Source organism: Streptomyces sp. NBC_00353 (genome assembly GCF_036108815.1).
GTDB lineage: Bacteria > Actinomycetota > Actinomycetes > Streptomycetales > Streptomycetaceae > Streptomyces.
On record NZ_CP107985.1, the window covers coordinates 3847088 to 3868006 of the forward strand.

At 69.7% G+C, this 20919-nt stretch carries 18 protein-coding genes; 11 read left to right on the plus strand and 7 right to left on the minus strand.

Going from position 1 to position 20919, the window contains the following annotated elements; all coding sequences use genetic code 11:
• Window positions 1-211: 211 nt before the first annotated feature.
• The gene (locus tag OHA88_RS17330; protein WP_328626202.1) at window positions 212-1156 is read left to right on the plus strand and encodes a TIGR04222 domain-containing membrane protein; all 945 of its coding nucleotides are present in this window, start codon (window positions 212-214) and stop codon (window positions 1154-1156) included.
• 10 nt (window positions 1157-1166) lie between these two features.
• On the opposite strand, the gene trxA is transcribed toward OHA88_RS17330, so the two are convergent.
• Both trxA and OHA88_RS17340 read right to left on the minus strand, forming a co-directional pair.
• On the minus strand, window positions 1167-1508 hold the full coding sequence (trxA, locus tag OHA88_RS17335) for a thioredoxin (protein ID WP_328626203.1): 342 nt from the start codon (window positions 1506-1508) through the stop codon (window positions 1167-1169).
• A gap of 3 nt (window positions 1509-1511) precedes the next feature.
• Window positions 1512-1916, minus strand: coding sequence for a MerR family transcriptional regulator (locus OHA88_RS17340; protein WP_093772475.1), 405 nt, complete (start codon window positions 1914-1916; stop codon window positions 1512-1514).
• Between the two features lie 293 nt (window positions 1917-2209).
• Here OHA88_RS17340 and OHA88_RS17345 point away from each other — a divergent pair, with 293 nt between their 5' ends.
• Window positions 2210-3625: a family 16 glycosylhydrolase gene (locus tag OHA88_RS17345; RefSeq protein WP_328629714.1), complete on the plus strand. Its 1416-nt coding sequence runs from the start codon at window positions 2210-2212 to the stop codon at window positions 3623-3625.
• A gap of 79 nt (window positions 3626-3704) precedes the next feature.
• Here the strand turns inward: OHA88_RS17345 and OHA88_RS17350 are convergent, their stop codons facing one another.
• Entirely contained in the window at window positions 3705-5069 is a 1365-nt protein-coding gene (locus OHA88_RS17350; RefSeq protein ID WP_328626204.1) for a cation:dicarboxylate symporter family transporter, read from the minus strand.
• Window positions 5070-5199: 130 nt separating this feature from the next.
• Between OHA88_RS17350 and OHA88_RS17355 the strand changes: the two genes are divergently transcribed.
• The 6 genes from OHA88_RS17355 to OHA88_RS17380 all read left to right on the plus strand — a co-directional run bounded on the left by OHA88_RS17355 (window position 5200) and on the right by OHA88_RS17380 (window position 11734).
• Window positions 5200-6966 (plus strand): sensor histidine kinase, encoded by a 1767-nt coding sequence (locus OHA88_RS17355; protein WP_328626205.1) that lies wholly within the window; start codon window positions 5200-5202, stop codon window positions 6964-6966.
• Window positions 6963-7637 carry a response regulator gene (locus OHA88_RS17360; protein WP_267001694.1) on the plus strand — a complete coding sequence of 225 codons (675 nt, stop codon included), beginning with the start codon at window positions 6963-6965 and terminating at the stop codon, window positions 7635-7637. The genes OHA88_RS17355 and OHA88_RS17360 overlap by 4 nt, the downstream gene beginning before the upstream one ends.
• A 174-nt stretch (window positions 7638-7811) precedes the next feature.
• Window positions 7812-9173 (plus strand): ABC transporter substrate-binding protein, encoded by a 1362-nt coding sequence (locus tag OHA88_RS17365; RefSeq protein ID WP_328626206.1) that lies wholly within the window; start codon window positions 7812-7814, stop codon window positions 9171-9173.
• A 107-nt stretch (window positions 9174-9280) separates the two neighbouring features.
• Entirely contained in the window at window positions 9281-10114 is an 834-nt protein-coding gene (locus tag OHA88_RS17370; RefSeq protein ID WP_267007953.1) for a carbohydrate ABC transporter permease, read from the plus strand.
• On the plus strand, window positions 10111-10959 hold the full coding sequence (locus OHA88_RS17375; protein WP_267001698.1) for a carbohydrate ABC transporter permease: 849 nt from the start codon (window positions 10111-10113) through the stop codon (window positions 10957-10959). Before OHA88_RS17370 ends, OHA88_RS17375 begins: the two co-directional genes overlap by 4 nt.
• Before the next feature lie 151 nt (window positions 10960-11110).
• Entirely contained in the window at window positions 11111-11734 is a 624-nt protein-coding gene (locus OHA88_RS17380) for a helix-turn-helix domain-containing protein (RefSeq protein WP_328629715.1), read from the plus strand.
• Between the two features lie 76 nt (window positions 11735-11810).
• Here the strand turns inward: OHA88_RS17380 and OHA88_RS17385 are convergent, their stop codons facing one another.
• Entirely contained in the window at window positions 11811-12836 is a 1026-nt protein-coding gene (locus OHA88_RS17385) for an ATP-dependent 6-phosphofructokinase (RefSeq protein WP_030971449.1), read from the minus strand.
• A gap of 266 nt (window positions 12837-13102) precedes the next feature.
• Between OHA88_RS17385 and pta the strand changes: the two genes are divergently transcribed.
• The 3 genes from pta to pyk all read left to right on the plus strand — a co-directional run bounded on the left by pta (window position 13103) and on the right by pyk (window position 17975).
• On the plus strand, window positions 13103-15175 hold the full coding sequence (pta, locus tag OHA88_RS17390) for a phosphate acetyltransferase (RefSeq protein ID WP_328626207.1): 2073 nt from the start codon (window positions 13103-13105) through the stop codon (window positions 15173-15175).
• A 5-nt stretch (window positions 15176-15180) separates the two neighbouring features.
• Window positions 15181-16470, plus strand: coding sequence for an acetate kinase (locus OHA88_RS17395; RefSeq protein WP_328626208.1), 1290 nt, complete (start codon window positions 15181-15183; stop codon window positions 16468-16470).
• Between the two features lie 74 nt (window positions 16471-16544).
• Window positions 16545-17975 (plus strand): pyruvate kinase, encoded by a 1431-nt coding sequence (gene pyk, locus OHA88_RS17400; RefSeq protein WP_267001706.1) that lies wholly within the window; start codon window positions 16545-16547, stop codon window positions 17973-17975.
• A gap of 104 nt (window positions 17976-18079) precedes the next feature.
• Here the strand turns inward: pyk and OHA88_RS17405 are convergent, their stop codons facing one another.
• The 3 genes from OHA88_RS17405 to OHA88_RS17415 all read right to left on the minus strand — a co-directional run bounded on the left by OHA88_RS17405 (window position 18080) and on the right by OHA88_RS17415 (window position 20647).
• Complete coding sequence (locus OHA88_RS17405; RefSeq protein ID WP_328626209.1) at window positions 18080-19333, minus strand: hypothetical protein; 1254 nt, start codon at window positions 19331-19333, stop codon at window positions 18080-18082.
• Entirely contained in the window at window positions 19323-19910 is a 588-nt protein-coding gene (locus OHA88_RS17410; RefSeq protein WP_328626210.1) for a DUF6114 domain-containing protein, read from the minus strand. The genes OHA88_RS17405 and OHA88_RS17410 overlap by 11 nt, the downstream gene beginning before the upstream one ends.
• A 98-nt stretch (window positions 19911-20008) precedes the next feature.
• Window positions 20009-20647 carry a DUF6230 family protein gene (locus tag OHA88_RS17415; protein ID WP_267001712.1) on the minus strand — a complete coding sequence of 213 codons (639 nt, stop codon included), beginning with the start codon at window positions 20645-20647 and terminating at the stop codon, window positions 20009-20011.
• Window positions 20648-20919 lie beyond the last annotated feature (272 nt).

The window sequence follows — 20919 nt, forward strand, 5'->3', positions numbered from 1 at the left end:
AAGCCGGAGTCGACCCGGAGAGCCGCGAGCCCGGAGTCGGGCGCAAGTGTGCGATCGATGGCCCGGCCCGCGAGCACGGGGGAAGCAAGCGGCTCGGAACAAGCTCAGAAAAAGCTCTGAAATCAGGCTTGTTCGGATTGACCGTGATTCACACGGAGATACCCCTCGCATACGCACATTCATCCGGAGCACATCCGGATCGGGGGCTGCCATGTGGACCACACTCACGCTCGTCGACGCCGCGACCGCACTGGTCGCTGCCACCGCCTGCCTGGCCCTCTCCGGTCGGCGACTGCTGCCGTGGCGGCGCCGGGAGCGCGCGCCCGAACTGGGCCCGTACGATGCCGCGTTTCTGGCGGGCGGACCGGAGCGGGTGGTGGAGGCGGCGCTCCACACCCTGTGGGGCGGTGACAACAACGTCGTGATCGGGTCGGGTGGGCGGCTGCGGTTGCCCGAGCCCTGGTCGGAACCCGAGCATCCGGTGGAGCGTGCCGTGGTCGAGAAGTGGCGGACCTCCGGCTCCACGACCCCGACGCTGCTGCGGGTACGGGCGGTGCGGGCGGGCGCCGTACGCGAGATCGGCGACCGGCTCGTCTCGTACGGCCTGCTGATGGCCCCGCCACGCGCCCTGGCCCGTCTGTACGCCGCACGCGGCCTGGGCGTCGTGGTGTGCGGCACAGCGGTCCTGGCCGCCTTGGCCGTCCCGCAGGGGCTGCGGCAGACGGCACCGTTCATCGCGGTGGGCGCCTGCTGTCTGGCCGTGCGGGTGCTGTGCCCGGCGCGGGGTCAGCTGACCCCGGCGGGCCGTCGCCGCCTCGCAGCGATACGCACCGGCGAGCTGTGGGCATCGGCCGCGCTCGGGGCCGTGGTGTTCGACGGGCACAGCGCGCTGCCGGGTGAGCGCCGGCGCTCTCGGCGGTGGGACGGGGGCGGGGGCCGTCTGCCGTCGGTGGGCCGGATGCTGATCAAGTACGGAAAGGCACTGGATCCGGACGACGACCGGACCCCGGACAGCAGTGGTACCGGCAGCGACCACAGCTCCTACGGATCCGGCAGCTCCCACGACTCGTACGGCTCCCACGGCTCCTCGTACGACGGAGGAGGTCACCACCACAGCTGCGGCGGCAGCAGCAGCTGTGGTGGCGGAAACTACTGAGCGTTGTTGCTCACACCTTCTCGAGCACGTCCTCCAGCTCCTGGAGGAGCCTGCGCTTGGGCCGGGCGCCCACCATCGACTGCACCGGCTCGCCGGACCGGAACACCATCAGGGTCGGCATCGAGAGCACTCCGTACCGGCTCGTGATCCCGGGGTTGTGGTCGACATCGAGCTGGACGATCTTGATGCGGTCGGCTTCCTCGGCGGCGATCGCGCTGAGCACGGGGGCGAGCTGGCGGCAGGGTCCGCACCAGTCGGCGGTGAACTCGACCAGTACGGGGAGCTCGGCCCCCAGCACCTCCCCGTCGAAGGTGGCGTCGGTGACCTCGGCCACGCCCTCTGCATGAATCATCTGTCATCCTCCCAGTTCACAACGTGGTTCCGGGCCGCCAGGCAGCTCGGCCGCGGCCTCCAGCTCGGCCCTCGCGAGCTCTGCGCCCACCTGGGCGCGGACCGACCGGAGCTGCTCGATGAGCGAGTCGAGCTCGCCGAGCTTGCGCCGGTAGACGGCGAGCGAGGCGGGGCAGGCATCACCGGCCGGGTGGCCGGCGCGCAGGCACTCGACGAACGGCCGGGTCTCCTCCAGATCGAACCCGAAGTCCTGCAGGGTCCGGATCTGCTGCAGCAGCCGCAGATCGTCCTCGTCGTACGTGCGGTACCCGTTCACGGCCCGCCGCGCAGGCAGCAGTCCGCGTGACTCGTAGTAGCGCAGCGTCCGCGTCGTCGTCCCGGCCCGCTCGGCCAGCTCCCCGATTCGCATGCTTCGACCGTAAGGGTTGACGCGGGCGTCAAGGCAAGCGCGGAGCTCTCCTCGCCCGGGCATTCCTTCAACTGCCTTTTACATTCAAGAAGTTAAGAGTGCGTCGCCATTGACGGCCCCCCGGCGTGCACCTACAAAAAGCATGAGAGCGCTCTCAAGACCGGAACCTCGTTCCCGCTCCCCCGCCCCCACCGGAGAGGTGTTCCTTGAACGCGAGCCGCATCCACCTGCCCGCTCACTCCCCCACCTCCACTCCCCGCAGACGTACCACCGCACTCGCCGCGCTGACCGTGATGGCCCTGGTCCTGGCCGGGCTGGCCACCGTCCTCGGCTCCGGGTCCGCACGCGGCGCCGTCCCTCCCGCGCCTGGCTGGGACCTGAAGTGGAGTGACGACTTCAACGGCGCCGACCGCTCCCTCCCCTCGGCCGCGAACTGGCAGATCGACACCGGCCACGCCTACCCGGGCGGCCCCGCGAACTGGGGCACGGGTGAGATCCAGAACTACACCGCCAGCCCCGACAACCTCAGCCTCGACGGCAACGGCAACCTCCGGATCACTCCGCTCCGGGACGGTGCGGGCAACTGGACCTCCGGCCGGGTCGAGACCACACGCTCCGACTTCAAGGCCCCGGCAGGCGGCACTCTGCGCATCGAGAGCCGGATCCAGATGCCGAACGTCACCGGGAACGCCGCGCTCGGCTACTGGCCCGCGTTCTGGGCGCTCGGCTCCCCGTACCGTGGCAACTACTGGAACTGGCCGGGCATCGGCGAGTTCGACATCATGGAGAACGTCAACGGGATCAACTCCGTCTGGGGCGTGCTGCACTGCGGTGTCAACCCGGGCGGCCCGTGCAACGAGACGAGCGGAATCGCCAACAACCGGGCCTGCCCCGGCTCCAGTTGCCAGTCGGCGTTCCACACGTACACGTTCGAGTGGGACCGCTCCGTCACCCCCAATGTGCTGCGCTGGTACGTGGACGGCCAGCAGTTCCACTCCGTCTCCCAGAACCAGCTGGACGTCGGCACCTGGGCCAACATGACCGAGCACGCGGGGTACTTCATCCTCCTCAACCTCGCGATCGGCGGTGCGTTCCCCAATGCGCTGGGCGGCAGCACCCCCACCGCGGAGACCGTCCCGGGCCGCCCCATGCTCGTCGACTACGTCGGTGTCTGGACCAAGGGCGGCGGGGGCGGCACCGACCCGACCGATCCACCGGACCCGACCGATCCGCCGTCCGGCTCCTCCGACCTCACGCTCCGCTCCGGTGGCGGTCTCGGCGCGGCTGAGGCGTCCGGCTCGGCCGCTACGCTCGCCTCGTCCGGCGGCGCCAACTACGACGGCACCCCGCACAGCCCGCAGACCTTCACCGCCTCCGGCATCACCCGGACGTACAACGGCGGGTCCACCCGGTTCGACCTGTTCGTCGATGCGGGCACGACCGTCGCCAACGGGCAGCAGGTGAGGGTGAGTTACGACCGTACGGGCGACGGGACCTGGGACCGGACGGAGACGTACAACTACTTTCCCACCGACCCCGTCCCCGGCTACGAGCACTACACGCAGAGCAAGGGCCTCATGACCTCGACCGGGAGCCAGGGCAACCTGGTGAACGGCAAGGTCAAGGTGGAGATCTGGAACGCCATCGGCAACGGCTCCAGCACCGTCGGGATCGGCAATCAGTCGGTCGTGCACATCCCCTTCGGCTGACACACGGCCGGCATACGTGTGCGGCCGGTACGGGAGTCCCGCACCGGCCGCACACTCACCTCGTTACGCCTTCGTCTCGTTACGCCTTCGTCAGCAAGGGCTTCTCGTCGTCGCCGCCCCTGGACTCCGGGACGTACGGCTCCGTGGGTCCCTCATCCGTGATCATCTTCTCGTCGAACGGGATGGAGCCGGAGAGCACCTGGTCCACCCGCTCCTTGTCGATCTCCTTGGTCCAGGTGCCCACCAGCACCGTGGCGACCGCGTTGCCCGCGAAGTTCGTCAGGGCGCGGGCCTCGCTCATGAAGCGGTCGATGCCGACGATCAGACCTACGCCGTCGACCAGGCCGGGGCGGTGGGACTGCAGGCCGCCCGCCAGCGTGGCGAGGCCCGCGCCGGTGACGCCCGCCGCACCCTTCGAGGCGACGATCATGAAGAGCAGGAGCGAGACCTGCTCCCCCGCGCTCAGCGGGTCGCCCATCGCGTTGGCGATGAAGAGCGAGGACATCGTCAGATAGATGGCGGTGCCGTCGAGGTTGAACGAGTAGCCGGTCGGCACGGTGATGCCCGCGACGGACTTGCTGACGCCGAGGTGCTCCATCTTGGCGATGAGCCGCGGCAACGCGGACTCCGACGACGAGGTGGAGAGGATCAGCAGGAACTCGCGGCCCAGGTACTTCAGCAGGAGCAACAGGTTCACCCCGGCGACCAGCCGCAGGATCGTACCGAGCACCACGAAGACGAAGATCGCACAGGTGATGTAGAAGCCGACCATGATGATCGCGAGAGACTTCAGCGCGTCGACGCCGGTCTCGCCGACCACGGCCGCCATCGCGCCGAACGCGCCGACCGGGGCCGCCCACATGATCATGGCGAGGATGCGGAAGACAAGACGCTGGATGTGGCCGATGCCGCGCAGGACCGGTTCGCCCACCGAGCCCATGGCCTGCAGCGCGAAGCCCGCGAGCAGGGCGATCAGCAGGGTCTGGAGCACTTCGCCCTCGGTGAAGGCGGAGACCATCGTCGTCGGGATGATGCCCAGCAGGAAGTCCGTGGTGGACTCGCTGGCGCCCGCCGCCTGCTTCTCCCCGGCTGCGCGCACCGCTTCGGTGAGGTGGAGACCCTGGCCCGGTTCAAGGATGTTGCCGACCAGCAGACCGATACCGAGGGCCACGGTCGACATCACCAGGAAGTAGCCGAGTGCGAGGCCGCCGACGGCGCCGACCTTGGCGGCCTTGCGGACCGAGCCGACGCCCAGCACGATCGTGCAGAAGATGATCGGCGAGATCATCATCTTGATGAGGTTCACGAAGCCGGTACCGATCGGCTTCAGCTCGACGGCCACCCCGGGGGCCACGAAGCCCACCAGGATGCCGAGCGCAACAGCGCCGATCACGGCGAGATACAGATAATGCGTACGGTCCCGCCTGGCGGCTGGCACTCCCACGGGGTTCTCCTCGGCTCGTCCCTGTCCGTCCCCCGTCCCTGGGGGTCCCGGCGAATATCCCGCCCCGTGTGACGGCCGTCACCCTTACGTGCATTTCGTTCATATGTTTTCGGCCAGGCAGACTGTGAGCATGCGTCTCCCACGCCCCCGTACCCGTCCGCGCAGCCTGGCCGGTCAGCTCTTCGCGATGCAGGTGGTGCTGGTTGCGGCCGTGGTGGCGGGGTGCGCGTTCTTCGCGTACGTCTCCGGGAGCGCGCAGGCGGAGGAGACCGCGACCCGGCAGGTCAGGGCGGCGGCGCTGGCGGTGGCCGATTCGCCGTCCGTACGGGAGGCGATCCGCACCCCGGACCCGACCGCCGTGCTCCAGCCGTACGCGGAGAAGGTCCGCAGGGACACCGGGATCGCCTTCGTCACGATCATGAGCCCGGACCGGATCCGTTGGACGCACCCCGACGCGGAACAGATCGGGGAGACGTTCCTCGGCCACACCGCGAGGGCGCTGCGCGGCGAGACGTTCACGGAGACGTACACCGGCACGCTCGGCCCCTCGATCCGGGTCGTCACCCCGGTCCGGGACGGCGGCAGGATCACCGGACTGGTCAGCGCGGGCATCACGGTCGAGCGGGTCTCCTCGCAGGTGCGGGCGCAGCTCGGCGCGCTGGGGCTCGCGGCGGGCGGGGCACTCACCCTCGGCGGCATCGGCACGTATGTGATCAACGCCCGGCTGCGGCGCCACACGCACGGTATGAACGCCGCCGAGCTGAGCCGGATGCACGACTACCACCAGGCCACGCTGCACGCGGTGCGCGAGGGGCTGCTGATGCTCGACGGGCAGCGCAGGATCGCGCTGGTCAACGACGCGGGCCGGGAGCTGCTCGGGCTGCCGCCGGGTGCGGTCGGGCGCCGGGTGGCCGAACTGGAACTGCCGGCGCCGCTGACCGGGGCGCTGCTGGCCTCCGAGGAGCGGGTCGACGAGCTGCATCTGACGGCGGACCGGGTGATCGTGGTCAACACCCGTCCAGTGGTGGGCGGCGAGCAGCGCGGTACGGTCGTGACCCTCCGCGACCACACGGAACTCCAGGCGCTGTCCGGCGAGTTGGACTCGGAGCGGGGGTTCACCCAGGCGCTGCGCTCGCAGGCGCACGAGGCGGCGAACCGGCTGCACACGGTCGTCTCGCTGATCGAACTCGGCCGGGTGGAGGAGGCGGTCGGCTTCGCTACGGCGGAGCTGGAGCTGGCACAGGTCCTCACCGACCGCGTCGTCGGCGCCGTCGCCGAACCGGTGCTGGCGGCGCTACTGCTGGGCAAGGCGGCGCAGGCGAACGAGCGGGGGGTGGAGCTGGTGCTCGCGGCCGACAGCGTGATCGACGACGGCGCGCTGCCCGCGACGCTGCCGCAGCGCGATCTGGTGACGATCCTCGGCAATCTGATCGACAACGCGGTGGATGCCGCGTCGGAGGCGGCGACGGCCCCGCCGCCCGAAGCGGGTGTCCCGTCCGGTGCGGGTGTCACCTCCGGTGCGGGGACCGTGCCCGGGGCCGGGATGGCGGCGGACTCCGCAGTCGTGCCCGCCCAGCGCGGTGCGGCACCGCGCCGCGCCGGCCGCGCGCGGGTCACCGTCACCGCGCTCGCCGACGACCGTGAGCTGCTGCTGCGGGTCGCGGACACCGGGGCCGGGGTCGATCCCGACGTCGCCGCCGAGGTGTTCCACCGCGGCTGGTCGACGCACGGGGCCGGTCGTGGGCTCGGGCTGGCGCTCGTGCAGCAGGCCGTGCACCGGGCCGGCGGGACGGTCGTGCTCGGCGGGGGTCCGGACGGCGGCGCGGAGTTCACCGTACGGCTGCCGCTGTCGCCCTCGCCCACGCAGCAGCACACGCCGAAGGAGCCCACCCCGTGATCCAGGTGCTGGTCGTCGAGGACGATCCCGTGGCCGCCGACGCGCACAGGCTGTACGTCGGCCGGGTCCCCGGCTTCACCGTGGCCGCGGTCGCGCATTCGCGTGCGGAGGCGGTACGGGCGCTGGACCGTACCCAGGTCGATCTGTTGCTCCTGGACCTGTACCTGCCCGATGGACACGGTCTGCAGCTGCTGCGGTCGCTGCGCGCCGCCGGGCACACGGCGGATGTCATCGCCGTGACGTCGGCGCGTGATCTGGGGGTGGTCCGGGAAGGGGTGTCGCTCGGTGTCGTCCAGTACGTGCTGAAGCCGTTCACCTTCGCCACCCTGCGCGACCGCCTCATGCGCTACGCCGAGTTCCGTGCGGCGGCCGGTGAGGCGAGCGGCCAGGACGAGGTGGACCGGGCCCTCGGCGCGCTCCGGGCTCCGCAGCCGTCCCGGCTGCCCAAGGGGCTGAGCGGCCCGACGCTGGAGGCGGTGACCCGTGTGCTGCGGGCCTCCCCGGACGGGGTGACCGCAGCCGCGACGGGCGTGGAGCTGGGCATCTCGCGGATCACCGCACGCCGCTATCTGGAGCACCTGGTGACGGTGGGCCGCGCCGTCCGCAGTCCGCAGTACGGACAGATCGGGCGGCCGGAACTGCACTACCGGTGGGTGGCCGAAACTCGCTGACCGTACGCCCGTCCGTACGTCCGGCCGCGCCGACGCCCATCCGCACATCCAACTGCATTTCCACCCGTACGCCCCACGGACAACAAGCGCTTCCCGCACGGGGATTGACCTTGTCGACGGGCCGGTCCTACGGTCACGGTCTCAGCCCCCCGTGGCTATGAGGAGGTCGTGCCCGTGCGCCCCACCGCCCCACTGATCCTCGCCGCCGCAGTCACCGTTCTGACTGCCGGCTCGCTGACCGCCTGCTCCTCCGGTTCCGGCAGTGATCCGGACACCGTGAAGGTCGCGTACAACCGTTCCACGGACAACAAGATCCGGTTCAAGGACGCCTATCTCGAGTCCGTGAAGAAGCAGTTCGAGAAGGAACACCCCGGCAAGAAGATCAAGTTGATACCGATTCAGGCTGCGGACAACGACTATGCCACCAAGGTGCAGCAGATGATGCGCTCGCCGAAGACGGCACCGGATCTGGTCTACGAGGACACCTTCCGGATCAACTCCGACATCAAGGCCGGCTATCTGCGGCCGCTGGACGCATATCTCGCCAAGTGGGACACCTGGAGCCAGTTCGTGGACACGGCGAAGGCCGCTGCGAAGGCCGAGGACGGCAAGACGTACGGCGTCCCGGACGGCACCGACACCCGCGGGCTCTGGTACAACAAGAAGATCTTCGCCAAGGCGGGGCTGCCGGCCGACTGGCAGCCGAAGAACTGGGAAGAGGTCCTGGACGCGGCCCGCGCGGTCAAGAAGAAGGTCCCCGGCGTCATCCCGCTGAATGTATACACGGGCAAGGCCCCGGGCGAGGCCGCGGTGATGCAGGGCTTCGAGATGCTGCTGTACGGGACCGGCGACGACCCGCTCTACGACCCCGGCGCCAAGAAGTGGGTGGCCGGCGGACAGGGCTTCCGTGACGCGCTGGGCTTCGTGGGGACCGTGTACGGGGAGAAGCTCGGCCCCGATCCGTCCGACGCGCTCGACCCCAACGTCGGTACGCATGTGGCCACCGAGTGGTTCCCCGAGGGCAAGCTGGCCATCTCGCTGGACGGCTCCTGGATGGGCCAGAACTGGATCAACGAGGGACCCAAGGCGTGGCCCGAGTGGAAGACGGAGCTCGGCCAGACCCCGATGCCCACCCAGAACGGCCAGGCGCCCGGGAAGGTGTCCATGTCGGGCGGCTGGACCTGGGCGATCCCGCAGAAGGCCAAGAACGCCGATCTGGCCTGGGAGTTCGTCAAGACGATGCAGACCCCGCAGAACGCGGCCAAGTGGGATGTGGTGGGTGCGCAGATCGCGGTGCGTGAGGACGTGGCGAAGGATCCGACGTATCTGAAGTCGATGCCGGGCATCGACTTCTTCACCGGCCTCGTCCAGTACACCCACTACCGTCCCGCTCTGCCCGTCTATCCGCAGGTGTCGACGGCCATCGGTGAGGCGATGGAGAAGGTGACGACGGGCGACGGATCGCCGGAGTCGGCGGCGAAGGAGTACGACGAGCAGCTGAAGACCCTCGTCGACGGCGCGGTCGTCACGAAGTGAGCGGCGCCGCGTCGAAAGCCGGACCCCTGCGATCGCGGCGAGCGGGGTCGTGGCGGCAGGCAGGGTCGCGGCGGCGTGCGGGGTCGTGGCGGCAGGCGGGGCGGTGGCTGCCGATCGCCCCCGCCACCGCGCTGCTGCTGCTCTTCCTCGCGGGCCCCATCGGCTACTGCGTATGGATCGCCTTCACCAACACCCAGCTGACCGGATCGTCGAGCTCCGACTTCGTCGGCTTCGCCAACTTCCGGCGGGCGTTCGCCGACGACAACTTCCGCAACGCCGTCCAGCTGACACTCGCCTTCACCTTCCTGTCGTCGATCGTCGGACAGAACACGCTGGGACTGGCGCTCGCGGGCCTGATGCGGGCCGCGTCCCGCCCGGTCCGTACGGTCACCGGGGCGCTGGTCATCACGGCCTGGGTCCTGCCGGAGATCGTCGCGGCATTCCTGCTGTACGCGTTCTTCCGCCGCGAGGGCACTTTGAACGCGATCCTGGACCAGCTCCATCTGCCGTCCCAGAACTGGCTGTTCACGCTGCCGATCCTGGCAGTGTCGTTCGCCAATGTGTGGCGCGGGACGGCGTTCTCGATGCTGATCTACTCGGCGGCGCTGGCCGAGATCCCGCAGGACATCACGGAGGCCGCCGAGGTCGACGGGGCGAGCGGGCCGCGCCGGCTGTGGCACATCACGCTGCCGATGATCCGCCGTTCCATCGGCACCAATCTGATGCTCAACACCCTCTCCACGCTCTCCGTGTTCGGACTGATCTGGGCGATGACCCGCGGCGGTCCGGGCAACCGCAGCCAGACGCTTCCGGTGTTCATGTACGACCAGGCGTTCGTGAACAGTCTGATCGGCTACGGAACGGCGGTGGCGCTGCTGCTGCTTCTGGTGGGATCCCTGTTCTCGATCGTCTATCTGCGGCTGATGAAGGTGGAGGTGTGACGGGCGTGAAAGGCGTGACGACGTCCCGGCGCACCCGGGCGCGGCTGGCGTCCGACGGGGCGCTGCTGCTGGTCGCGGTGGCGTTCGCGCTGCCGCTGATGTGGCTGCTCTTCGCCTCGTTGGACGGCAGCGCCGATCTTCGGGTGCGACCGCCGACGTCACCGACTCTGGAGAACTTCGACGCGGTCCTCACCGACGAGATCACCTTCACGCCGATGCTCAACAGTCTGCTGCTGTGCGGCAGTGCGACGCTGCTGACCGTGGTGTGCGCGGCGCTGGCCGCGTATCCGCTGTCCCGCCACCGCTCGCGCCTGACCCGCCCGTATCTGCTGACGATCCTGTTCACGACATGTCTGCCGATCACCGCGATCATGGTGCCGGTGTACGGGCTCTTCGTACAGGTCGATCTGATCGACACGATGTACGGGACGGCGCTCTTCCTCGCCACCGCCCAGCTGCCGTTCGCCATCTGGCTGATGAAGAACTTCATGGACGGCGTGCCGAAGGTGCTGGAGGAGGCGGCCTGGACGGACGGGGCGTCGACGACACAGACGCTGGTCCGGGTGGTGCTGCCGCTGATGGGGCCGGGGGTGGGCGTGGTGACGATCTACACCTTCATCATGCTGTGGGGGAACTTCTTCGTCCCCTTCATGCTGCTGCTCTCGCCCGAGCAACTCCCGGCCTCCGTCTCGATCTTCACCTTTTTCGGCAACTACGGATCGGTGGTCTACGGGCAGCTGGCGGCGTTCTCGATCCTGTACTCGACGCCGGTACTGCTGCTGTACATCCTGATCTCGCGCCGCCTCGGCGGCGGGTTCGCCCTGGGCGGCGCGGTCAAGGGATGAGCGGGCGGCGCGGGCTAGGACGTTCCTACGAGCCGTGATCTCGGTCGAACAGACCGTAGTCAGGCCGGGTCCCGGCTCCTACGGTGGGGCCGTGCACCCCACCCCGCCTTTCAATGCCCCCGCCGCGCGCCGACTGCGCGAGGCCCTGGGGATGGCGCCCGGTCATGTCGCCTACGGCCTCAGCGCCCAGTACGGACTCCGGATCAGCGCGGACACCGTCGCCGCCTGGGAGCGTGGTCTCGCGCTGCCCGACGAGAAGGAACTCATGGCGCTGGCCGGAGTGCTGTGGTGCGCGCCGGGCGAGCTGCTGACCGCCGCCCGCACCCTGCGCGAACACCGGGTGGCCCGTGGCCTGGCCGTGGACGAGCTGGCGCGGCTGCTGGGGCTGGCGGTCTCCGCGTATCAGCGGATGGAGGAGTCCGGGCGCTGGCGCGGCAACGAACGCCAGTCCGCGGCACTCAGCGAGGCGTTGCAGCTGACGGCGGCCGACTTCGTGACGGCGACGGGACGGCACAAGGAGCTCGGGGAGCTGCTGCGCAGCGCGGTGACAACGCGCTGGCAGGCGTACACCCGGCCGGTGGCGAAGCTGGTGCCGCTGGAGCGGCGGCGGCTGCAGGACGTGCTGGAACAGCTGCACGCCGACTACCAGGCAATGATGGTGTCGACGCTGAGCTGGAGCACAGGAGGTCCGGAGCGGGCGGGCGCGGACGGGGAGGCGGGACGGGCGTTTCTGGACGGGATCGTGGAGCGGTTCTGGGAGACGGCGGAGGCGTAGCGCGGCCGACGGCCGGCCGGCCGGTCCTCGGAGGCCGCCCCCGAAGCCGGCCCCCGAAGAGCGTCGGACCCGCCGGTCAGAACACCGACTCCGCCTCGTACATCCGGTCCTTCGGCACCGTCTTCAGCTGTGTGATCGCGTCCGCCAGCGGCACCATCTTGATGTCGTTGCCGCGCAGCGCCGTCATCCGGCCGAAGTCGCCCCGGTGTGCCGCCTCGACCGCGTGCCAGCCGAAGCGGGTCGCCAGCACCCGGTCGTACGCGGTCGGCGTGCCACCGCGCTGGACATGGCCGAGAATGACCGGCCGGGCCTCCTTGCCGAGGCGGGTCTCCAGCTCGACCGCGAGCCGGTTGCCGATGCCCTGGAAGCGTTCGTGGCCGAATTGGTCGATCTCGCCCTTGGCGTACGGCATCGAGCCCTCGACCGGGTGCGCGCCCTCGGCGACGCAGATGACCGCGAACTTCTTGCCGCGGGCGAAGCGCTCCTCGACCATCTTGACCAGGTCCGCGACCTCGAACGGCCGCTCGGGCAGACAGATGCCGTGCGCACCGCCCGCCATGCCGGACTCCAGCGCGATCCAGCCCGCGTGCCGGCCCATCACCTCGACGACCATGACCCGCTGGTGCGATTCGGCCGTGGTCTTGAGACGGTCTATGGCTTCGGTGGCGACGCCGACCGCCGTGTCGAAGCCGAAGGTGCGGTCGGTGGACGAGATGTCGTTGTCGATGGTCTTCGGAACGCCGACGACGGGCATTCCGGCGTCCGACAGCATCCGGGCCGCGGTGAGGGTGCCCTCGCCGCCGATCGGGATCAGCACGTCGATGCCGTAACGGCGGCTCAGCTCGTCACAGTTCTCGGCGGCTTCGCGGAGCCTGTCGCGCTCCAGCCGGGCCGAGCCGAGAATGGTGCCGCCGTGCGCGAGGATGCCACTGACCGCGTTGAGGTCGAGGGGGCGGAAGTGGCCGTCGAGGAGTCCCTTGAAGCCGTCCTCGAACCCGATGACTTCATCGCCGTGACCCACCACGGCGCGGTGCACGACCGACCGGATCACTGCGTTCAGACCTGGGCAATCGCCGCCTGCGGTGAGAACTCCGATGCGCATCGTGCCGTATCTCCTGCTCGTTAGTGCCGTGCATTTCGGGGGCGACCGCGGAATCCCCCGTACCGTGAGCCACAACGATTGTCCCACGTCAGGTCCGGACCTCGCGCTCTCGGCCTGTCCGGGGCGCGGCACCCGACCGCTGCAGGACGTGTGCAGCACCCCGGAACAGGGGCTTTCGCCCGGGGGGCGGCTGGTCCGCACCCGCAGGTATCGTCAAAACGGGCGATACCACACCAACCGGCAGCCAGAACGACGGGAGAGCATGCGTGACGCGCAGCGTGTACGTGACAGGGATCGACCGGGGAGACGGCCGCCAGGTCGTCGATCTGGGAGTCATGGAGCTCCTGACGCGTCAGGTGGACCGGGTCGGGGTGTTCCGGCCGCTCGTCCACGACGGCCCCGACCGGCTGTTCGAGTTGCTGCGGGCCCGCTACCGGCTCAGCCAGGACCCGTCGTCGGTCTATGGCCTGGACTATGCGGAGGCGTCCGCGCTGCAGGCGGAGAAGGGTACCGACGAGCTGGTCTCGCGGCTCGTCGACCGCTTCCATCAGGTGGCCCGGATGTACGAGGTGGTGCTGGTCCTCGGCACCGACTTCGCGGCCACCCAGCTCCCCGACGAGCTGGCGCTCAATGCCCGCCTGGCCAATGAGTTCGGTGCCTCGGTGATCGCGGTGGTCGGCGGGAAGGGGCAGGACGCGGAGTCGGTGCGGGCCGAGACGCGCAATGCCTACCGGGCGTACGCCGGTCTGGGCTGCGACGTCCTCGCGATGGTGGTGAACCGGGTGGCGGCCGAGGACCGCGAGATCATCGCCGAACGGCTGACGGCGCGGCTGCCCGTGCCGTGTTCGGTCCTGCCGGACGACGCCGCGCTCTCCGCGCCGACCGTCGCCCAGATCACCGCCGCGCTCGGCGGCACCGTGCTGCTCGGCGACGACGCGGGGCTGGCCCGGGACGCGCTGGACTTCGTCTTCGGCGGTGCGATGCTGCCGAATCTGCTGAACGCGCTGACGCCCGGCTGTCTGGTGGTCACGCCCGGGGACCGGGCGGATCTGGTGGTCGGCGCACTGGCCGCGCACAGCGCCGGCACCCCGCCCATCGCGGGCCTGCTGCTGACGCTCGACGAGCGCCCCGGCGAGGAGATACTCAAGCTGGCCGCACGGCTCGCACCGGGCACCCCGGTCGTGTCGGTGGCCGGCGGCTCCTTCCCCACAGCGGCCGAACTCTTCACGCTGGAGGGCAAGTTGAACGCGGCGACGCCCCGCAAGGCGGAGACCGCACTCGGCCTCTTCGAGCGCCATGTGGACACCCCCGCCCTGCTGGACCGGATCTCGGTGGCCCGCAGTGGCCGCGTCACGCCGATGATGTTCGAGCACGAGCTGCTGGAGCAGGCCCGCGCGGACCGGCGCCGGGTGGTGCTGCCGGAGGGCGCCGAGGAGCGGGTGCTGCGCGCCGCCGATGTGCTGCTGCGCCGCGATGTCTGCGATCTCACCCTCCTCGGCGACCTGGACGTCATCCGGAAGAAGGCGGCCGACCTCGGCATCGATCTTGCCGACACCCAGCTGATCGACCCGCAGACCTCCGAGCTGCGCCAGGCGTTCGCGGAGCGGTACGCACAGTTGCGCGCGCACCGCGGGGTCACGGTGGAGCTGGCGTACGACGTCGTCTCGGACGTGAACTACTTCGGCACCCTGATGGTCCAGGGGGGCCTGGCCGACGGGATGGTCTCCGGGGCCGTGCACTCCACCGCGGCGACGATCCGCCCCGCCTTCGAGATCATCAAGACCCGGGCGGACGCGTCGATCGTGTCGTCCGTCTTCTTCATGTGCCTCGCCGACAAGGTCCTGGTGTACGGCGACTGCGCGGTCAACCCGGACCCGGACGCGGAGCAGCTCGCGGACATCGCCGTCCAGTCCGCCGCCACGGCCGCCCGCTTCGGCGTGGAGCCGCGGATCGCGATGCTCTCGTACTCGACGGGTACCTCGGGCACCGGGGCCGACGTCGACAAGGTGCGCCAGGCGACGGACCGGGTGCGCGAGAGCCGGCCGGACCTCAGGATCGAGGGCCCGATCCAGTACGACGCGGCGGTCGAGCCGAGCGTGGCCGCGACCAAGCTGCCCGGTTCGGAGGTGGCGGGGCAGGCGACCGTGCTGATCTTCCCGGACCTGAACACCGGCAACAACACGTACAAGGCCGTGCAGCGCTCGGCGGGCGCCGTGGCCGTGGGGCCGGTGCTCCAGGGGCTGCGCAAGCCCGTCAACGACCTGTCGCGCGGTGCGCTGGTCCAGGACATCGTCAACACCGTGGCCATTACGGCGATCCAGGCACAGGCCCAGGAGTGAACCGCATGACCCCCACCCCCATGAAGGAAGGTTCCGCCGCCGTGCAGGCCCGTCGCGTACTCGTCCTCAACTCCGGCTCCTCGTCGGTGAAGTACCAGCTCCTCGACATGAACGACCGCTCCCGGCTCGCGATCGGCCTGGTCGAGCGGATCGGCGAGGAGACCTCCCGTCTGCTGCACACCCCGCTGACCGGGGGCGACGCCGAGACACGTGAGCGCACCGGCAGGATCGCCGACCACGCGGCGGCGCTGAAGGCGGCGGCCGAGGAGCTGGCCGCCGACGGGCTGGGCCTGGACTCCCCCGAGCTGGCGGCGATCGGCCACCGGGTGGTGCACGGCGGACTGCGGTTCACCCGGCCCACCGTCATCACCGACGAGGTGCTGACGGAGATCGAGCGGCTCGTTCCGGTGGCGCCGCTGCACAACCCGGCGAACATCACCGGCATCCGTACCGCGCAGGCGCTGCGCCCCGATCTGCCTCAGGTCGCCGTCTTCGACACCGCGTTCCACACGACGATGCCGGAGTACGCGGCGCGGTACGCGATCGACGTGGAGACCGCCGACGCGCACCGGATCCGCCGCTACGGCTTCCACGGCACCTCCCACGCGTACGTCTCCCGCAAGGCCGCCGAGCTGCTGGGACGCACTCCCGAGGAGGTCAATGTCATCGTGCTCCACCTGGGCAACGGTGCCTCGGCCTCGGCGGTGGCGGCCGGCCGGTGCGTGGAGACGTCGATGGGACTGACCCCGCTGGAGGGGCTGGTGATGGGGACGCGGTCCGGGGACATCGACCCGGCGGTCACCTTCCATCTGAAGCGGGTGGCAGGGATGTCCACCGACGAGATCGACGTCCTGCTGAACAAGAAGAGCGGCCTGCTCGGGCTCTGCGGGGACAACGACATGCGGGAGATCCGGCGCCGGATCGACGAGGGCGACGAGCGGGCGGCGCTGGCGTTCGACATCTATGTGCACCGGCTGAAGAAGTACATCGGCGCCTATTCGGCGGTCCTCGGGCGGGTGGATGCCGTGGTGTTCACGGCGGGGGTCGGGGAGAACTCGGCGCCGGTACGGGAGGCTGCGATCGCCGGTCTGGAGGAGCTCGGCCTGGTGGTGGACGCCGGTCTCAACGCCGTGCGGTCCGGCGAACCGAGGCTGATCTCGCCGAACTACGCGCGGGTCGCGGTCGCCGTGGTGCCGACGGACGAGGAGCTGGAGATCGCCGACCAGACCTTCGCACTGGTCGGACGGGCCGAATCGGCCGGACAGGAAGTGCCGGTCGGACAGGTCGACAACTGAGCACCCTCGCGCCCCTTTGTATCTTCCACCAGACGGAATATTCCGCAGCGAAACAAACCGATAGGATCCGCCTCATGCGCCGTTCCAAAATCGTCTGCACCCTCGGTCCCGCCGTCGACTCCCATGAGCAGCTCGTCGCTCTGATCGAGGCCGGCATGAGCGTGGCCCGTTTCAACTTCAGCCACGGCTCCCACGAGGAACACCAGGGCCGTTACGACCGCGTCCGCAAGGCGGCCGCCGAGACGGGCCGGGCGGTGGGCGTGCTCGCCGACCTCCAGGGCCCGAAGATCCGCCTGGCGAAGTTCGCCGAGGGCCCCGTCGAACTGGTCCGCGGGGACGAGTTCACCATCACCACCGAGGACGTCCCCGGTGACAAGTCGATCTGCGGTACGACCTACAAGGGTCTGCCGAGCGACGTCGCCAAGGGCGACCCGATCCTGATCAACGACGGCAACGTCGAGCTGAAGGTCGTGGCGGTCGACGGCCCCCGGGTCCGGAGCATCGTCATCGAGGGCGGGGTCATCTCCGACCACAAGGGCATCAACCTGCCCGGTGCCGCGGTGAACGTCCCCGCCCTGTCCGAGAAGGACGTGGAGGACCTCCGGTTCGCCCTGCGGATGGGCTGCGACCTGGTCGCACTCTCCTTCGTGCGGGACGCCAGCGACGTCAAGGACGTCCACAAGGTGATGGACGAGGAGGGCCGCCGGGTCCCCGTCATCGCCAAGGTGGAGAAGCCGCAGGCCGTCGAGCACATGGAGGGCGTCGTCATGGCGTTCGACGGTGTCATGGTCGCCCGTGGCGACCTGGCCGTCGAATACCCCCTGGAGAAGGTCCCGATGGTGCAGAAGCGCCTGGTGGAGCTCTGCCGGCGGAACGCCAAGCCGGTGATCGTGGCGACCCAGATGATGGAGTCGATGATCACCAACTCGCGGCCGACCCGCGCCGAGGCGTCCGACGTCGCGAACGCGATCCTGGACGGTGCGGACGCGGTCATGCTGTCCGCCGAGTCCAGCGTCGGCGCGTACCCGATCGAGACGGTCAAGACGATGTCGAAGATCGTCGTCGCAGCCGAGGAGGAACTGCTCTCCAAGGGTCTGCAGCCGCTGGTGCCGGGCAAGAAGCCCCGTACCCAGGGTGGTTCGGTGGCCCGCGCGGCCTGCGAGATCGCGGACTTCCTGGACGGCAAGGCGCTGGTCGCCTTCACCAAGTCCGGTGACACGGCCCGCCGGCTCTCCCGCTACCGCGCCGCGCAGCCGATCCTGGCCTTCACCACCGACGAGTCCACCCGCAACCAGCTCGCGCTGAGCTGGGGCGTCGAGGCCCACGTCGTGCCGCACGTGGACAACACCGACGCCATGGTGGACCTGGTCGACGCGGAGCTGCTGAAGCTGAGCCGCTACAACGCCGGCGACACGATGGTCATCACGGCCGGTTCGCCCCCCGGCGTCCCCGGCACCACCAACATGGTCCGGGTGCATCACGTGGGCGGCGGCGCCCGCGACTGACGCGTTCGCCCGCACCGGCGTACGACTGTGGCCCGCACCCCCTTCGAAGGGGGTGCGGGCCACAGTCGTGTGCGGCTCCCGAACGGGTCCTGGATCCACAGGCGCTAGCTGTTGCCGCCGGTGAAGTAGTTGTGCAGCCCGGGCACCGTGAGCGTGCCGCCGAACTGGCCGGCCTGGGTGACCTTCACGTTGGTGAAGAACGCGAACGGTACGTTCACCGGCGGCGGCGTCTGGGGGCTGAACGTGATCGGGATGAGGCCGAAGAGGTTGCCCTTCAGCTCCTCCGTGTACATCGTCACCGTGCCGTTGCGGATGGTGGACGTGGAGCCCTTCCGCGCCTGGACATGGCCGGTGGTGCCGTTCGGGCCCTCCGTCAGCTGGTGCAGGTCCTTGATGTCGACGGACGAGGCGGTGAACTTGAGCACCTTCTTGGTGGTGCCGTCGCCCTTCTCCACCTCGACGATGCCCTTGTAGTCGAGCCCGCTCAGGGTGAGCAGCGAACTCTCCAGGATCCACGGCTGGTTCGGCAGCCGGGGGATGCCCTGCTCCAGGTCGGCCGCGGCCAGCGCCTTGGGGTCGGCGGTGGGGCACGGGAAGCGCTCCTTGGCGCCGTCCGGGATGTCCACGTCCTTCACGGGGTCGAGGCCCTTGACCCCGTCGTCGAGCTCCTCGACCGTCGTGCCCGCCTTGTCCGCCGCGTCACGGATGGCGTCGGCGGTCTTGCCCACGGTGTCCGTGACCTTGTCGACGGGCTTGTCGGTCGACTTGGTCGCGGTGTCGGACGGCTTCGGGGACGCGGTGGTGGCACTCGGGGACGGGCTCGCCGTCCCCTGGTCCGATCCCCCGAGGAGGCCCTTGAGCGCGTCGCCGACACCCAGCGGGTCCAGCGGGTCCTTCGTCGCCGTGGGCGACGGGGAGGCGCTCGGCGTCGTGGCGGACGCGTCGCCCGACGAGTTCGACGTGCCGCTCGCCGACGAGGTCGCCGAAGGCTTCGGGGTCGCCCCGTCGCCCTGGTCCGAACCGCTGCCGCTGTCACCGGTGGTCTCACTGGCGGACGGCGACGGGGACTTCGTCGCCGAGGCCGACGGCTCCGGAGACTCGCTCGGCTCGTCGGAACGGGTCACGCACGGCCCCGGCGCGAACGGGATGTCCGTCGCGTCGTCGGCCAGCGCAAGCTTGGGGGTGAGCCCCATCCCGACAAAGACCGCCGTCGGCATCGCGGCGAGAGCGAAGGCCTTGCCCGCGGGTATGTGCAGCTTCGTCAGCAGCGACTTCCTGGGGGCCGCGTGACGCGGCCCGCTTCTGCCCCGGAAAACCTCGCCTCCGGTCGAGTTCAGCTGCGTCTCGTCACCCCGCACTGTTCCTCCCGCCGTTGGCTTCAACTTTGCCGTTCGTGCTGTCGTCGCTCCACGGAGCGGGACCCGGGCTGTACGTAGGTCCGGCGCCGAACTGAGGTCCCGTGCCGTCAGGCGCCGAACCCTCAGGAGCTTCCGGGTCCTTCGGGGAACGCCCGGCCGCGTGCTTGGCCGGCTGTTCGCCTGCGGGCGTGCCCGGGGCCCAGGACAGGGCGAGGCAGCCGCCGATCAAGGCGAGCAGGAACCCGACCACGAAACCGCCGAGGTTGGACACCGGAATGGAGACCAGCGCCAGCAGGATCGAGGCGACACCGGCGAACACCCGGACAATTTGGTGGTACCACATGGTCAGACCGAGCGTGACCAGCAGTACACCGATGATCAGTGAGCCCGCACCCGCCGTGGTCGCCATGGCCAGCGTGAGGTGGCCGAGTTTGAGATTGGCGTACGGGAAGTACGCGATCGGCGCCCCACCGAGTGCGGTGAGCAGGCCGGCCCAGAACGGCCGGGTGTGCCGCCAGGCACGGAACCGCAGCCGCCAGTAGGCGAAGTCGCGGGAACCTGTGGTCTCGGCGCTCATGGAAAACAGCTCCCTGGAACCGGTATTGCTGTGAAAAAAGAGTGGGAGACGGGCAGGCGGGGCAGCTTCACGCTTCCCCGCCCACCCGGGCGGAGTGCTTAGTAGCACTCCTTGACGCCGTTGTAGAGGCGCATGCTCAGACCGCTGAGCTTGAAGGTGCCGGCGGTGGTCGCCCACGCCTTCTGCTTCACGTTGTCGAGAACCGCACGGTCCGCCTGCTGGGCGAAGCCGTTCTCGTTGACGTTCTCGCCGTCCTTGATCTTCGGACCCTTGTTGGCGTCCTTCGCCGCAACACCGATGTCGATGTTGGTGAACGTGGCGTCGGCGTCCAGATCCGCAACGTCGAGGTACAGGTTCTCGGCGTGAACCGGGGTACCGCCGCCGCCGGCCTTCAGCTGGAGGCTGACGGACCCGAGGAGCGGGATGTCCGGCGTGACCACGGACTGGCACATGCCCGTGATGTCGGCCGACTTGAACGACGAAATAGCGACCGGGTGCAGGGTCTTCTTGTCACCCTTGAGCTCCGCGTAGCCGGCGTCTATGCCGCCGTACTGCGAGAAGCCCTTGCCGTCCAGGTGCTCCGCTGTCACCTTGAACGACTGGCCGGAGACGCTGAACGAAGCAGCCAGCGCGCCCTGTGCAAGGGACACACCTACCGCTGCCGTCAGGGCCACGCTCGGCACCATGACGAGAGCGAACCGCTTCCATCTGGTCCCGCCACGAACTTGGGACTCCATGACTTTCCTCCTTCTCGGACGTACATCTCCGGTCCGGGCCTGGCCCGTCCTGGGATGGGAGAAGTGCTACGTCCTCGGAAAGGAGAGCGCCGGAACCGGAGGCGTGAGCCGCGTCCGAATCACTGGCGATCACCCCCGAGCGACAACCACTGGCCACGCGTTCGCGCAACCTGTTCGGACAGGCCCTGCCGGTCAGCAGGAACCCCCCTGTCCGCAGTCGGCGCCACTGCCGCCGACCGACTCGGTGGGGACCCAATTCGGCCGCCGCGCCG